Origin of the sequence: Kribbella sp. NPDC051620 (genome assembly GCF_044453825.1) — a bacterium.
Lineage (GTDB): Bacteria > Actinomycetota > Actinomycetes > Propionibacteriales > Kribbellaceae > Kribbella.
Genome location: NZ_JBITDB010000002.1, coordinates 751,297 through 766,591 on the forward strand (window position 1 = coordinate 751,297; position 15,295 = coordinate 766,591).

Annotated in this window: 14 protein-coding genes; 8 read left to right on the top strand and 6 right to left on the bottom strand. The window is 68.0% G+C overall.

The features are described from left to right. Positions 1-9: 9 nt before the first annotated feature. From ACIA12_RS10715 to ACIA12_RS10735, 5 genes are all read left to right on the top strand, one after another. A complete protein-coding gene (locus ACIA12_RS10715; RefSeq protein WP_396366687.1) occupies positions 10-897 on the top strand; it encodes a carbohydrate ABC transporter permease in 888 nt (295 codons plus the stop codon). Positions 898-933: 36 nt separating this feature from the next. Beyond that, positions 934-2,277, top strand: a complete 1,344-nt coding sequence (locus ACIA12_RS10720) for an ABC transporter substrate-binding protein (protein WP_396366688.1) — start codon at positions 934-936, stop codon at positions 2,275-2,277. Between the two features lie 33 nt (positions 2,278-2,310). Then, entirely contained in the window at positions 2,311-3,810 is a 1,500-nt protein-coding gene (locus ACIA12_RS10725) for an alpha-galactosidase (RefSeq protein WP_396366689.1), read from the top strand. 48 nt (positions 3,811-3,858) lie between these two features. After that, positions 3,859-5,028 (top strand): ROK family protein, encoded by a 1,170-nt coding sequence (locus ACIA12_RS10730; RefSeq protein WP_396366690.1) that lies wholly within the window; start codon positions 3,859-3,861, stop codon positions 5,026-5,028. 216 nt (positions 5,029-5,244) lie between these two features. Next, a complete protein-coding gene (locus tag ACIA12_RS10735) occupies positions 5,245-5,976 on the top strand; it encodes a sulfite exporter TauE/SafE family protein (protein ID WP_396366691.1) in 732 nt (243 codons plus the stop codon). 39 nt (positions 5,977-6,015) lie between these two features. Here ACIA12_RS10735 and ACIA12_RS10740 read toward each other — a convergent pair whose 3' ends face one another. After that, on the bottom strand, positions 6,016-6,546 hold the full coding sequence (locus ACIA12_RS10740) for a hypothetical protein (RefSeq protein WP_396366692.1): 531 nt from the start codon (positions 6,544-6,546) through the stop codon (positions 6,016-6,018). Positions 6,547-6,660: 114 nt separating this feature from the next. Next, complete coding sequence (locus tag ACIA12_RS10745; RefSeq protein WP_396366693.1) at positions 6,661-7,326, bottom strand: Type 1 glutamine amidotransferase-like domain-containing protein; 666 nt, start codon at positions 7,324-7,326, stop codon at positions 6,661-6,663. Positions 7,327-7,554: 228 nt separating this feature from the next. Between ACIA12_RS10745 and ACIA12_RS10750 the strand changes: the two genes are divergently transcribed. Further along, positions 7,555-8,262 carry an SDR family NAD(P)-dependent oxidoreductase gene (locus ACIA12_RS10750; protein WP_396366694.1) on the top strand — a complete coding sequence of 236 codons (708 nt, stop codon included), beginning with the start codon at positions 7,555-7,557 and terminating at the stop codon, positions 8,260-8,262. 60 nt (positions 8,263-8,322) lie between these two features. Beyond that, positions 8,323-8,928, top strand: coding sequence for a TetR/AcrR family transcriptional regulator (locus ACIA12_RS10755; RefSeq protein WP_396366695.1), 606 nt, complete (start codon positions 8,323-8,325; stop codon positions 8,926-8,928). A gap of 17 nt (positions 8,929-8,945) precedes the next feature. Here the strand turns inward: ACIA12_RS10755 and ACIA12_RS10760 are convergent, their stop codons facing one another. The 3 genes from ACIA12_RS10760 to ACIA12_RS10770 form a co-directional block, all read right to left on the bottom strand. Beyond that, positions 8,946-10,124, bottom strand: coding sequence for an acetate/propionate family kinase (locus tag ACIA12_RS10760; RefSeq protein WP_396366696.1), 1,179 nt, complete (start codon positions 10,122-10,124; stop codon positions 8,946-8,948). After that, positions 10,117-12,207: a phosphate acetyltransferase gene (gene pta, locus ACIA12_RS10765; RefSeq protein ID WP_396366697.1), complete on the bottom strand. Its 2,091-nt coding sequence runs from the start codon at positions 12,205-12,207 to the stop codon at positions 10,117-10,119. The genes ACIA12_RS10760 and pta overlap by 8 nt, the downstream gene beginning before the upstream one ends. Before the next feature lie 177 nt (positions 12,208-12,384). Next, the gene (locus tag ACIA12_RS10770; RefSeq protein ID WP_396366698.1) at positions 12,385-13,041 is read right to left on the bottom strand and encodes a response regulator; all 657 of its coding nucleotides are present in this window, start codon (positions 13,039-13,041) and stop codon (positions 12,385-12,387) included. A gap of 74 nt (positions 13,042-13,115) precedes the next feature. Here ACIA12_RS10770 and ACIA12_RS10775 point away from each other — a divergent pair, with 74 nt between their 5' ends. Then, a complete protein-coding gene (locus ACIA12_RS10775; RefSeq protein WP_396366699.1) occupies positions 13,116-13,577 on the top strand; it encodes a pyridoxamine 5'-phosphate oxidase family protein in 462 nt (153 codons plus the stop codon). Between the two features lie 53 nt (positions 13,578-13,630). Here ACIA12_RS10775 and ACIA12_RS10780 read toward each other — a convergent pair whose 3' ends face one another. Further along, on the bottom strand, positions 13,631-15,295 hold the full coding sequence (locus ACIA12_RS10780) for a SulP family inorganic anion transporter (RefSeq protein ID WP_396366700.1): 1,665 nt from the start codon (positions 15,293-15,295) through the stop codon (positions 13,631-13,633).

Genomic DNA, 15,295 nt, shown 5'->3' on the forward strand with positions numbered 1-15,295 from the left:
GGCCCAGCGATGAGATCCACCAACCGCCGAAGCCCGGGGCGCATCCTGGCGTGGGTCTTCCTGGCTGTCTTCCTGGTCGCGACGATCTTCCCGTTCTACTGGATGATCCGCACCGCGCTCACGCCGGCCGCGGACCTCTACAACGACAGCAGTTCGCTGCTCCCCCACCAGCCGACGCTGATCAACTTCGCGCGCGTCCTCGGCCTGACCACCGAGGCGGAGGCCAGGGCGGCGGGTGGCTCCGGCGCAAAGCTCGACTTCGGCCGGTACCTGCTGAACTCGGTGATCTACTGCGGGCTGATCGCCGGCGTGCAGACCCTGCTGTGCTCGATGGCCGGATACGCCTTCGCCCGGCTGCGCTTCCCCGGTCGCGATCTCGCCTTCACGCTGCTGGTCTCCGCGCTGATGGTGCCGCCGATCTTCACCCTGCTGCCGAACTTCATCCTGGTGAAGCAGCTCGGCTGGATCAACACGATGGCCGGTATGGTCGCGCCGACGATCCTGATGACCCCGTTCGCGGTCTTCTTCCTGCGGCAGTTCTTCCTCTCGCTGCCCCGGGAGGTCGAGGAAGCCGCCATCCTGGACGGCGTCGGGCCGTGGGGGATGTTCTGGCGGGTCGCGATGCCGATGAGCCGTGGGCCACTGATCACGATCGGTCTCACCACCACCGTCTGGGCCTGGAAGGACTTCCTCTGGCCGTTGCTGGTCGGCCGGGGTGAGGAGCACCGCCTGGTGACCGTTGCCCTGGGCGTGTTCCTGCAGCAGTCCCCCAACACCCAACCGGACTGGACCGGCCTGATGGCCGCGTCCACCTTGTCCGTCCTGCCCGTTCTGCTGCTGCTCGTCTTTCTGGGGAAGCGACTGGTGCAGTCACTCAGTTTCACCGGCGGCAAGTAGCTCCTTGCCGTCAGCAACCATTCATCGGAGGACGTCATGAACCGCAAGACCCTGGGCGCAGCGCTGCTCGCCCTGTCGCTGACCGCACTGGCCGGCTGTACCTCGAGCGACGATTCCGGATCCGGCGGTGCGGTGACGCTGGACTACTGGCTGTGGGACGACAACCAGAAGGCGTCGTACCAGGCGTGTGCCGACGCCTTCCACACTGCGAACCCCGACATCACCGTCAAGATCACGCAGACCGCCTGGGCGCAGTACTGGCAGAACCTGACCACCCAACTGGCCGCCGGTGACGCGCCGGATGTGTGGACCGACCAGGCGTCGTACTATCCGCAGTTCGTCACCAGCAACCAGATCCTCGACATCCAGCCGTTCGTCGATCGCGACAAGGTCGACCTGTCGCAGTACCAGGCGGGGCTGGCGGACCTGTACGCGAAGGACGGCAAGCGGTACGGCCTGCCGAAGGACTGGGACACGATGGCGCTGGTCTACAACACCACGCAGCTCAAGGCGCAGGGCATCGCGCCGGCGGACCTGGAGAACCTCACCTGGAATCCCTCCGACGGAGGTACCTTCGAGCAGCTGATCGCCAACGCGACCGTCGACGAGAAGGGCCGCAACGGGCTGGATCCGGCCTTCGACAAGACGAAGATCAAGACGTACGGCTTCCTGCCCGAGTGGGCCGACGGGTCGCAGGGGCAGAACGGCTGGGGTAACCTTGCCGTCAGCAACGGGTTCGAGTTCCTCGACAAGAATCCGTGGGGCACGCAGTACAAGTACGACGACCCGAAGCTCGCCGCGACCATCGACTGGTTCAAGTCGCTGATCGCCAAGGGGTACGCTCCCCCGCTGGACAAGGCGTCCACGCTGTCCCGTGATGCCCTGCTCAGTGCCGGGAAGGGCGCCATCACCTTCGCCGGTTCCTGGATGATCAACAGCTACCTGGCCGCCGACGCCAAGGTGAAGTTCGCGTTCGCGCCGCTGCCGACCGGACCGCTCGGGCGCAAGACGGCGATCAACGGGCTGTCTGATGCCATCAACGCCGGTACCGAGCACCAGGAGCAGGCGTGGAAGTGGGTCAAGTTCCTCGGCTCGGCCGACTGCCAGAACATCGTCGGTGGCAACGGGGTCGTCTTCCCGGCGATCACTGCGGCCGGTGACAAGGCGCTGGCCGCGCACAAGGCCAAGGGCCAGAACGTGCAGGTCTTCGTCGACGAGGCCAAGGCGCCCGGCGGGACCTTCTTCCTCCCGGTCAGCGAGCACGGCAACGAGATCTCGCAACTGGTGCAGGACGGGATCCAGTCCGCGGTACTCGGCCAGGCCGACTCGGCCTCGGCCTTGAAGAAGGCCAACGACCAGGTCAACGCGCTGTTCAAGTAGCTGTTCATCCAGCGCTCAAGTAGAAGGAAGAGCATGACTCTGCTCCTCGACGTGGCCGGACACACCCTCGCTCTGCGCCACGACGGACCAGGCGTTCCCCGTACCGCCGACGGAGGCATGATCCTCCCGGCGGGGCGGGTCGCCCTCCTGCACGACCTCGGAGACGGCCTGTTCTACCGGCACGGACAGAACTCCTGGAGCCCCTGCGGGTGGCGCCGGTTGTCCGAGCAGCCCCTCCGGATCGCCAATCCGGTACGCCGGGTGACGGCTGACGACGACGCGTGGGACGACCCCTGCCGCCACCACTCGTCGGCCGTTGCCGCGATCCAGGGCGAGGACGGCAACGTCTTACTGCTCGGGGCACTGGGGCTGGGGGTGCCGCGGTTGACCGCCGATCGCGACACGCTGGCCGGGTGGTACGAGACGGGCGCAGCGCCTTGGTTTGTTGCCTATGGCCCGGAAGAGACCGTGTTCGCGGCATACACACGTCACCTCGCCGAGCATCTCGGGCGGGGGCGCAATCGTGCGGGCAACGTGTGGTGTTCGTGGTACGCGTACTACGAGGACATCACCGAGGAGCAGCTCACCAAGGACATCGAGGCGCTGGATGGTCTGCCCTTCGAGGTCGTACAGGTCGACGACGGCTGGGAGGAGGCGGTCGGCGACTGGTACGCCAATGGCAAGTTTCCTTCCGGCATGAGTGCCCTGGCCTCGCGAATCTCGGATGCCGGTATGGCCCCCGGGTTGTGGGTGGCGCCGTTCATCGCACTCCCCTCCTCCCGGCTCGCTTTGGAGCGGCCCGAGTTGCTGTTGCGCGACGAGCACGGTGCGCCGGTCGTTGCCGGGTACAACTGGGGTACCGGCTACTACGCGCTCGACGTCACTCTGCCGGCGACGCAGGAGCATCTCGTCGAGCTGACGCAGCGACTCGTCCACGAGTGGGGGTTTCGGTACCTCAAGCTCGACTTCATCAACGCCGCGGCAGCGCCCGGAGTACGGGCCAATGGGTTGGGGCGTGAGGAGGCATATCGTGAAGCGCTGGCGCTGATCCGCCGTGCTGCGGGTGACGACGTGTATCTGCTGGGCAGCGGCGCTTTACTGCTGCCGTCCCTCGGGATCCTCGACGGGCTTCGCAGTGGGCCGGATGTCGCGCCGATGTGGCAGAACTACGCCAGTGACGATCCCTCCGACGCGATGGCCCGCAACGCGGTCGTCAACACGCTGCACCGCCTCTGGCAGGCGCCGCTGGCCGAGGTCGACCCTGATGTCGTGTACTTCCGCAGCCGGTTGAACCTGCTCACCGAACAGCAGCAGGGCTGGCTGCGCGACCTCGCCGACATCTGCCGGTTCCGTGCCGTGTCCGATCCGCCTTCGTGGCTGCGGGCCGACGAGTTGCAGGCGATGACGGAGTACTTGAGCGGTACTCCGTCGGTCGAGCGTGTCGGGCGGTACAAATACCGGATCGACGGGCGTGACGTCGACTTCACGCCCGCGGTGGATCCGCAGAGCGGGTCTTCCTATCCGATCAGTTGATAATGTTGCCGAGGTGGGAGCGTCAGCAACGCGAAGGAGCGACCGGCCGTGACAGATGGCGCCGCCGCCGGCGTGGACCTTCCGCGGCTGCGCGAACTCAACTCGCTGACGATCGTCCGGGCGCTGCGCGATCACCCGCCGTCGACGGTGACCGAGCTGTCCCAGCGCACCGGGTTGTCCCGTCCGGCTGTCGATCTGATCGCCCAGAATCTGGTGGCCGACGGGTGGGCGACGGTGATCGAGGCTGGTTCCAGCAGCGCGGTTGGGCGGCCGGCTCGGCGGTACCAGTTCCGTAGTACGGCCGGATATGTCCTTGGGGTTGATGTCGGCGTACACAAGGTGCTCGCGTTGGTGGCGGATCTGAGCGGGGAGGTCCTGCACAGTCACCGCGCTTCCGTTGCCGCGGACGCCGACCCTGCCGCGCGACTCGCCGCGCTGGACGAGGCGATCCAGGAGTGCCTCGCCGCAACCAAGAAGAAGCCGGCCGACGTCTGGGCCGTCACCATCGGCGTCACCGGCCCGGTCGACTCCTCCGGTCGTACCACTCTCTTCACGCCGATCCCCGGCTGGGGCCAGGTCGACCTCCCCACCCATCTGGCCGGCCACTTCTCCTGCCCCATCATCGTCGAGAACGACTGCAAACTGGCCGCCCTCGCCGAACGCTGGAAGGGCGCCGCCAGCGACGCGAGCGACATCATCTACCTGCTGGCCGGGATGCGAACCGGCGCTGGGCTGATCCTCGATGGGATACTGCGCCGCGGGTACGGCGGTGCCGCCGGCGAGATCGGCGCCCTCAAGCAGGTCCGCTGGCTGGCGGCACCCGGCCACCTGCAGAACTGCCCCGGCGTACCCGAAAGCGTCAGCCCCGACGACGCCGCCGCCTGGGTCTTCGACGCAGCCCGCCACGGCGACCGCGCCGCCAAAACCGCCGTCTCCCGCTACGTCAAGGACCTCGCCGTCGGCGCCGCCGCCCTCATCCTGGCCCTCGATCCCCAGGTCGTCATCTACGGCGGCGGCTTCTCCCGCTCAGCCGACCTGGTCCTAGCCCCCCTCACCACCGAACTCCAACGCCTCTGCCTCCGAGTCCCGGAAGTCCGAGCGTCGACTTTGGGCGCCGACTCGGTCGCCCTCGGCGCGATCCGGCTAGCCCTCAACGAACTCGACGACCGCCTCTTCTCCACCACCCTGTCGTCCCCCGCAGCTCCAACCGTCCGCTGAAGAACTCCCCACGCTGCCTCGCCGCTCGCTCCTCCGTCGCTCACCACTCGGCGCTCCCACCCACCCTGCGTATGCGCTCCTGCGTCGCGCGAAAGCGACAGTAGGCACCCACCTCGCCGAGGCGATCGTCCTGCAAGGGCTGCGGTGGAGGTATCCCCCACGCTGGCCCACCGCGCGGAGGGACTCGTGGCCTCGAGTGTCTGCGAAGCTCGCGGGATGACGCACGAGCTGTTGCTGACCGCGCTCCTGATCGTGGCGTCGTTCGGGACTGCGTTGTTGTCGGCCATCGCTGGCTTCGGTGGTGGCGTACTGCTGCTGCCGGTGTTCGTCGCGGTTTTCGGGGCTCGGGACGCGGTCGCCGTACTCACCGTGGCGCAGTTGGCCAGCAACGGGAGTCGGGTCTGGTTCAACCGGCACGAGATCGATCGGCGTCTGGTGATGATCTTCGCCGTCGGCGCAGTACCAGCCGCTGTGGGTGGTGCGCTGCTGTTGACGAGCGCGCCGCTCCCAGCGCTCACCCGGGTCATTGGAGCGTTCCTGCTGGCGATGGTTGTTTGGCGTCGGGTGCGTCCGAACGCCGCGCGGGTCGGGGATCGCGGGTTCGCAGCGCTGGGTGCCGCGTCCGGATTCGGATCCGCGCTGGTCGGGAGTGTCGGTCCGATGGTCGCGCCGTTCTTCCTCGCCCGCGGCATGGTCCGAGGCGCCTACATCGGAACGGAAGCCGCCTCAGCGGTCGTCATGCACCTCACCAAGCTGGTCGTCTTCGGAGCAGCAGCTGTCCTCACCTGGCACACCGGCCTCATCGGCCTTGCGCTCGCACCCGCGGCGGCCGGTGGTGCTTGGGCCGGCAAGAAGATCCTCGACCGGCTACCTGTCACAGTCTTCGTCATCCTGGTCGAGGCCGGTCTCGTCATCTCCGGCCTCATCCTCGTCATCACTGGTGGCTGATCCAGGGCGCCACGCTGAGCGAATCGAGACCCAGCCGGTTCACTTTGTCTGGGTGATGGCCTGTAATTGCGGTAGGAGTAGTGCCGCCTGCTTCGCTCGTGCGGAGATGCCGAACAGCTCGCGGGCCAGCAGGACCAGGGAGATCGGGAACATCACGACCGCCACCAGGATCACGAAGATCGCAGCTAGGCCGTCCAAGGCCGAGTCGTTGCTGCGGGCGTCGCCGCTGCCTGGCGAGGAGAAGTTCAAGCTGTCGCGCTTGCCCGTCTCGAGGAGGCAGCGCAGCTTCGGTTTGTACGGGCGTACCGTCGCCTTGCTGCCGTCGGCGAACCGGAGCCTGATGCGGCTGCGGATGAACACGCCGCGGGAGACCCTTGTCACCGCGGGCAGTTGACGCCATGGACGGTCAGAGCGCTCCAGCACCGAGACCCCGCCCTCCTGAACGCGCAGTCCGGTAACGGTCTTCTTCATCAGCACCATCGTCACGCCCGCGGGCAGTGGAGCCTCGCACGCGGCGCGGATCTCTTCGACCGTGTACTGCGGCAATGGGTACGCTTGCTTCTTCGCCACGATGTCCCTCCGGAGGCCACGATCGATCCGTCACCGGAAGGCTAGCGTCTGTCCGCCACCCACTCGGTGGTCTGAGCCGTGGCGCCCGCGCGGTGTCCGCCGAGAATCTCGGGATCAGACGGTGAAGTGCTTCCAGTGCCCCTCGGACACGACCTCGACCTGATCGCCGTTCACCTTGACCGCGGTCTGCACATCGGTCGCGTACGACGGCACCGACAGGCCGGCCGCCCACTTCTCCGCGTTGGCCATCGTGTTGTCCGGCAAGCCCTCGAAGTCCAGGTGCGGGAAGAGCGAGAAGTCGACGAGCCCGAGCGTCTCGTCGCCACCGCCCGGCAGGCTCCACCGGACGAAGTCCTCGCCGATCCGCGGTGTCAGCACCATGCTGCCGGCACTCATCCCGACGTAGACCGCGGACAGTGTCGGCAACAGGCCGGCCAGTCCGGACTCCCGCATCCAGTGGCACAGGTACATCGGGTCGCCGCCGCCGACCAGCAGAGCGTCGGCCTCACGGACCGACGGCAGCCAGACCGACTCGTCGACGCTGGGCAGCGCGGTGAGTTCCAGCACGCCCACCGACTGCCACGGCAGCTCAACCATCGCGCCGATCGGCTGGTTGCCGCTGATCAGTCGCCAGGCATGACCGGTGCCGCCGTTCTGCGCGTAGGCCGCGGTCGGGATGCAGAGCGCGGTGGACTCGGAGATCGGCTTGCCCAGGAGGTCGACCAGCGCCTCCTGGATGCTCGGGTTCGTGATGCCTGAGTCGGTGAGCAGAAGCTTCATGAGGCCTGTCCCGTCGTGGCCGGCGATTCTGGGCAAGTGGCGACGATAGACGGGACCGTCACGTTCGGCAATCTCCGAGTATCGATCGTGAGAGTCACTGCCTACGGCCGACCCGCTCAGTTCTCCGAACCTGCCGGCTTTCGTCGTATGTAACTAACTATTGACTTACTTGAGGGTGCGAGCTAGCTTGTACCTATCTAGTTAGGTACAAGCAAGAAGGAGCCAGTCATGACAACCACTCTCATCACGGGAGCGAACAAGGGACTCGGCTACGAGACGGCCCGTCAGTTGGTCGCCGCGGGACACACGGTCTATGTGGGGGCCCGCGATGTCGAGCGCGGACAGCAGGCTGCCGACCGCCTCGGCGCGCGATTCGTCCAGATCGATGTCACCGACGACGCCTCGGTCGACGCCGCGGTCAAGGAGATCGAGGCCGGCGGCGGACTCGACGTTCTCGTCAACAACGCCGGAGTCGAAGAGCGCACGCCCGACGGCGGCTTCGTCGCGGCCGCGGACGTCACCGCCGACAGCGTCCGTACAGCCTTCGAGACGAACGTCTTCGGCCTGGTCCGGGTCACTCACGCGTTCCTGCCACTGCTCCAGCGTTCGGCCGCCCCGGTCGTGGTCAACGTAAGCAGCGGACTGGGATTGACGAGAGATCTGGCCGACCCGACCGCGCCCGCGCGCTTCTACCCCGGGATCGCATACCCGGCCTCCAAGGCGGCGGTCAACATGATCACGGTGCAGCTGGCCAAGGCGTTCCCCGGCATCCGTATCAACGCCGCGGACCCGGGCTTCACCGCCACCGATCTCAACCACAACACCGGGACCCAGACCGTCGAACAGGGTGCCGAGAGCATCGTCCGCCTGGCCCGGATCGGGCAGGACGGCCCAACCGGCGGCTTCTACGACGCCACCGGCCCGGTGGCCTGGTAAGCCCTGCACTCCTTTGCGGGTTGCCGGGACACGAACTACCACGAAGGTAAGGTGATCAGCATGTCCGAGGCGGCGGCGGCCCGAAAACCACGTCCCCGCGACTCGGTGGCAACCAAGGCTCTGCTCCTCAAGGCGGCCACCGAAGAATTCGCCGAGTACGGACTCGCCGGCGCACGGATCGACCGGATCGCCGAACGCGCCGGCGCCAACAAGCGCCTTCTCTACGTCTACTTCGGCGACAAGAACCAACTGTTCGACGCAGTTGTGCAGGAGCAGACCGATGCGGTCCTCCAGTCCGCTCCCATGGACGACGGCGACCTGTGCGCGTTCGCCATCGCCCGCTTCGACTACATCCTGGCCAATCCCGACTCGCGCAGAATCGCAGCCTGGCGCACCTTCGAGCAGACCGAGCCGTCCGACACCGAGCGCGGCGCGTTCCGGGCGAGAATCGAGGCGGTCGAGAAGGCGCAGCGGGCCGGGCGAATCCGCACCGACATCCCGGCGGCAGACCTGTTCGCTTTCGTTCTGCGCCTGACCGAGAGCTGGCTCAGTGGCCCGCCCGCGCTCCTTGCCGCCGGCAGCAAGGACCCGCTCTCACCCAAACGCCTGCAACAACACCGCACCGCCCTGCAGGCCGCCGTCCGCAGCCTCGTCGAACCCCCCTGACCGAATTCCCAGCTCGGTCAGCGGAGGAGGGTGGTTGTTTCGCGGGCTATCTGCCATTCCTCGTTGGTGGGGATGACCAGGACGGTGACCGCGCTGTCGTCGGTGGAGACGGTGCCGGGGGTGGTCGCGTTGTTGCGGGCGGGGTCGAGTTGGATGCCCAGGCGGTCGAGGCCGGTCAGGGATGCGGCGCGGACGGGGGCGGAGTGCTGGCCTACTCCCGCGGTGAAGACGATGGCGTCGACGGTGCCCAGTACGGCGTAGTAGGCGCCGATGTATTTCTTGATGCGGTGGCAGTAGACGTCGAAGGCGAGCTGGGCAGCGGGATCGCCGGCCTCCATCCGGGTGGACAGCTCCCGGAAGTCGTTGGCGCCGGCCAGGCCTTTGAGGCCGGAGGCGGAGTTGAGGGCGCGGTCGACTTCCTCTACCGTCCAGCCGAGTTCGCGGACTAGGTGGGCGTGGATGGCCGGATCCAGGTCGCCGGAGCGGGTGCCCATCACCAAGCCCTCCAGTGGGGTCATGCCCATCGAGGTGTCGACCGAGACACCGCCCCGGATCGCCGCGGCCGAGCAGCCGTTTCCGAGGTGCAGGACGATCATGTTCATCTCGGCGAGGTCGCGGCCGAGGAACCGCGCCGCCTCGGCCGAGACGAACGCGTGGGACGTACCGTGGAAGCCGTACCGGCGGATGCCGTGATCGTCTCGCCAGGCCAGCGGAACCGCGTAGGTGTAGGCCGCCGGCTCGAGGGTCTGATGGAACGCGGTGTCGAAGACCGCGACCTGCGGCAGGTCCGGGAAGAGCCGCCGGGCCACCCGGATCCCTTCGAGATTCGCCGGGTTGTGCAGTGGCGCCAGCGGCACGAGTTCGGTGACCGCGGCGACCAGGTCGTCGTCGATCAGAGCCGGATCGCCGAACCGGGATCCACCGTGCACAACACGATGGCCGACGGCGGTGAGATCGTCGAGCGACGGGCCGTGCTGCTCGAAGGCATCCAGCGCGGCCCGCAACGCATCCTCGTGTGACGCGACCTTCAGGCTGATGCTGATCTCGCCGTCAGGTCCGCGGTGCAGGTGATGGCCTTCCGGCTCACCGATCCGTTCCACCAGACCCGCTGCGGCCGCCTCCCCCGACACCGCGTCGATCAGGCTGTACTTGAGCGAGGACGAGCCCGCGTTGATCACCAGCACGTTGTCACTCATCAGCACCCCGTACGCCGTACTCCGCCTGTACCGCCGTGATCGCCACCGTGTTGATGATGTCGCGCACCGTCGCTCCCCGGGATAGATCGTTCACCGGTTTCCGCAGGCCCTGCAGCACCGGCCCGACGGCGACCGCGTTGGCCGAGCGCTGCACCGCCTTGTACGTGTTGTTGCCCGTATTGAGGTCGGGGAAGATGAACACCGTCGCCCGGCCGGCCACCTCCGAGTCCGGCAACTTGGTCCGGGCCACCGCGCTGTCGATCGCCGCGTCGTACTGGATCGGCCCCTCGACGAGCAACGACGGAGCACGCTCCCGGACGATCCCCGTTGCCTTCGACACCTTCTCCACATCCGTTCCGCTGCCCGAAGTACCGGTCGAGTACGACAGCATCGCCACCCGCGGCTCGACCCCGAAAGCGGCCGCGGTCGCCGCCGACGAGATGGCGATGTCGGCCAGCTGCTCGGCCGTCGGATCGGGATTGACCGCGCAGTCGCCGTACACCAGGACCTGGTTCTGCAGGCACATGAAGAACACCGAGGAGACGACCGAGACACCGGGCAGCGTCTTCACGACCTCGAGCGCCGGACGGATCGTGTGCGCCGTGGTGTGCACCGACCCCGACACCATCCCGTCGGCCAGGCCGAGCTGCACCATCATCGTGCCGAAGTACGAGACATCCCGGACGACTTCACGAGCCTTGTCGAGGTCGACGCCTCGATGCTGCCGCAGCCGGTGGTACTCCTGCGCGAACATCTCCCCCAGCTCCTCGTCGTCCGGGCTCACGATCCGCGCGGCCGAGATGTCCACGCCCAGCCCGGCCGCCTTGGCGCTGATCACCACCGGATCGCCCAGCAAGGTGAGGTCGGCCACCCCGCGACGCAGTACGACATCCGCCGCCCGCAGGATCCGCTCCTCCTCGCCCTCGGGCAACACGATGTGCTTGCGGTGGGCAACCGCCTCGTCGATCAGCTGGTGCTCGAACATCAACGGCGTCACCGCCCCGCTGCGCGCCACCTCGAGCCGGTCCAGCAACGCAGGGCCATCGACGTGCTGGTCGAACAACGCGAGCGCCCGGTCCACCTTGCGCGGCGAGTCCTTGGTCAGCCGGCCACGCACCGCGGTCAGGGCCGTCGAGGCCGCGTGTGTCCCCAAGCCGGTCTCGATCAGCGGCATCGTGCTTCCGATGCCCTCGATCAGTCGCAGGATCTGCGGTGGCAGCGCGAATCCGCCGTTGAGGAAGATCGCCGACACCTGCGGAAAGTTCTGCGAGGCGTTCGCCATCAGCACCCCGACGACCACCTCCGGCCGGTCCGCGGCGGTGATCACCGCCGCCCCGTCGAACAGTCGATCCAGCACGTTCGGCATCGTCATCGCGGCCACCACCAAGCCGCTGACCTCACGAGACAGCAGCCGCGGATCACCGCTGAGCAGTTGCCCGTCGACAGCGCTCACCAGGTCCGCCACGGCGGGCGCGCTGAGCAACGGCTCCTCCGGGATCGCGTACGCCGGTACGCCGGCTCCGCCCACGGCCGCGACCGCCTGGTCGAGCTCGTCCGGGCTGACCCGATTGGCGATGACCGCGAACAGGGACCCGTGGTTGGCCGTCAGCTCAGCGCCGGCGATGTCGATCAGCGTGCGCAGATTCTCGGGAGTACGGCCCGAACCGTTCAGCACCAGCAGCACGGGCGCACCCAGGTTGGCGGCGATCCTCGCGTTGTAGGAGAACTCGGTCGGCGTACCGACGTCGGTGTAGTCGCTGCCGACGATCAGGACGGGATCTCCCCGCTCCGCCAGGTGCCGGTACCGCTGCACGATCCGGTCCAGGGCCGCATCCGGATCCGCGTGCACCTCGTCGTAGCTGACCCCGACGCATTCGTCGTACGACAGCGAGACGGCGTCATGCGAGGTGAGCAGATCCAGCACATAGTCCCGCCCGCCGTACAGCGCGGTGTCCGGCCGCACGATCGGCCGGAACACCGACACCCGCTCCACCCGACGGGACAACTGCTGCAGCACCCCCAGCGCCACGGTCGACTTGCCGGTGTACCCCTCCACCGATGCGACGTACACGCTGCTACCCATATCGAAACCTTATGCGGTGACCTCACCGGATCGCTTCGGGACGTCGGTCCCGGATTCTGAGGGCCAATGGCACTGAACTAGGAGCGCTGCCGGCTGGTTCGATGGATACCAGCGGTACCCACGGGCCGGACGGAGCGGGCGATGAGCGAGACGAACCGGTAACCTGGCCGTGCCGAGCTACTTCGGCGGGCGTTGCCTGGTGCGCTCGACGGCGTACACGGCGGCCTCGGTGCGGCGATCCATCTCGAGCTTGCGGAGCAGGCCGGAGACGTAGTTCTTCACTGTCTTCTCGGCCAGGAACATGTCCTGCGCGATCTGCCGATTCGTCTTGCCCTCGGCGATCAGGTCGAGGATCTTGCGCTCCTGCTCGGTCAGCGACTTGTACCGCGGGTCCTCGTCCTCCTCGGCCGGGTGCCGCAGCCGCTCCAGCACCGCCGTGGTCATCGCCGGATCGAGCAGCGACTCCCCCGCCGCGAGCCGGCGGACCGCGCCGACCAGGTCGATCCCGCTGACCTGCTTGAGCAGGTATCCCGCCGCGCCGGCCATGATCGCGGTGAAGAGCGCCTCGTCGTCGGAGTACGAGGTCAGCATCAGGCACGCGGGCGGCTCGTCCATCGCCGACCGGATCTCCCGGCAGACCGAGATGCCGTCGCCATCGGGCAGCCGCACATCCAGTACGGCGACATCCGGACGCAACGCCGGGATCCGCGCGACGGCCTGAGCCGCCGTACCGGCCTCGCCGATCACCTCGAGGTCGTCCTCGGCCTCCAGCAGTTGCCGCAACCCGAGGCGGACGACCTCATGATCGTCGAGCAGGAACACCTTGATCGTCATGTCGCGTCTCTCCCGCTCTCGCCTTCGACCCTCCCGGCCAGACTAGACCGCCCTCTCCTCGGAAAGGGGCCACGATGAGTGCCCCACCGCGCCGGTTCGACCACTCCGGCCTGCAGATCCTCGACCAGGACGACTGCCTGAAGCTGCTCGGCTCGGTTCCCATCGGCCGGCTCGTCTTCACCCTTGGCGGACTTCCCGTCATCCGCCTGGTCAACTTCGCCGTCGACGACCGCACACTCGTCTTCGCCACCACGGACGGTGACAAGTACCGGGCCGCGGAGCGCGGCGACGTGGTCGCCTTCGAGGTCGACGACGTCGACCAGGACCGCCACCTTGGCTGGACCGTGACCGCGACCGGCCACCTGTCCGTCGTCGACCCCGGCGAGGCCGAGGCCCTCCGGGCCACCGTTCCGCTCCGCCCGTGGGCACCGAACCGCGACCATCACCTGATCCGGCTGGCGGTCGAGGTCCTCGACGGCCGCCGCCTGGTCGCCTGGGGCGAACGCCCCCACCCAAGCGCCACTGATCACCGCTGACCGCGCCGGCCGCAGCACCGCCACGTCGTCCACGACCAGTGCCTCGGTGACCGTCACTGCTCGCTGGCTGTGGCGGCGCGGAAGGCCTCGACCGCGGTCGGGAGGGTGAAGAAGACATGGTCCGGGCCGAGCCGGTCCAGGAAGCCGGCCGCCTCGAGGTCGTCGCGCAGCTCCTGTTTGACCCGCGCCAGGGCGAGTACGATGCCGCGCTGCTCCAGCTCCTCGCGCAGGGCGTCGAGAGCGTCGATCGCGGTGATGTCGATCTCGATGTTCGCCTCGGCGTTGAGCAGCAGCCAGCGGACCGGCACCGGCGAGGCGTCGACCGCGGCCAGCGCCCGGCGGTGGAAGTTCTCCGCGTTGGCGAAGAAGAGCGGCGAGTCGTACCGGTAGACGACCAGCCCGGGAACGGGCTCCGCCGTGGGGTAGTCGTCGATGTCGTGCATGCCGGGGACTCCCGGGACGATCCCGAGAATGCCGTCGTGCGGCCGCGCCACCCGCCGGAACAGGTCGAGAACGGACAACGCGACCGCCACGAGTACGCCGTACAGGACGTCGAGCGCGACGACGCCGATACAAGTCGCCACCGCCAGGATGAACTCGCTGCGCCGGAACCGTGCGATCCGGCGGAACTCAGCGACCTCCACGAGACGCACCGCGGCGTAGACGACCAGGGCACCGAGCGCGCCGGTCGGGAAGGTGGACAGGAGCGGACCGGCGAACAGCAGCGTCGCGACAACACAGGCCAGCGCGACCAGGGAGTACAGCTGGCTCTTGGCACCTGCGGCCACCGCTACCGCCGTACGGCTGCCACTGCTACTGACCGGAAAGCCGTGCAGAGTCCCTGCAGTCAGGTTGGCGACACCCAGGGCAAGCAGCTCCTGGTCGGCATCGATCCGCTCATGGCGATCAGTGGCGAAAGCCCGGCCGGTCAGCACTGTGTCGGTGTAACCGACCAGCGCCACGCCCACTGCCGGAAGGACCAAAAGCTTCAGATCGCCGACGCCGATGGCCGGCAAGCCTGGAACAGGTAGGCCCGCAGGCACCGTGCCGATCACGGCCACACCCTGATCACGCAAGCCTGCGATCGCCGTGACGGCGGCCGCCAGTGCCATCACCAGGAGGGGCGCCGGCCATCGCGGCAACCACTTGGCGGCCGCGAGGAGCAGGGTGAGTGCGACCAGGGACAGAATCACCGTCGCCGGATGCCAGGAGCCGAAGTGCCGCACCGCCGAGATCAGCTCCGCGACCGGCGAGTCCCCCGAGACGCTCGTGCCGGTCATCCGGCCGAGCTGACCGGCGACCATGATCACCGCGATCCCCGTCAGGTAGCCGATCAGCACCGGCTTCGACAGCAGATCGGCGAGAAAGCCGAGCCGGAGCAACCAGGCGATCAGGCAGATGCCTCCGACCAGCAGGGCCAGCGCAGCCGCCAGGAGCGCGTACCTCGCGGGATCCCCAGCAGCCAGCGTTCCCAGGCTGGCGGCCGTGATGAGCGCGGTGGTCGACTCCGGTCCAACCGACAGCAAGCGCGACGTACCGAGAACCGCATAGACGGCCAGGGGGGCCAGTACCGCCCACAAGCCGGCCACCGGGGGTAGACCGGCCAGCTGGGCGTAAGCCATCGCCTGCGGCACCAGATACGCGGCCACTGTCACGCCGGCGATCGCATCGGCGCGCAACCCACCCCGCAAGCCGGTCAGGCCGGCGGCGATCTTCAC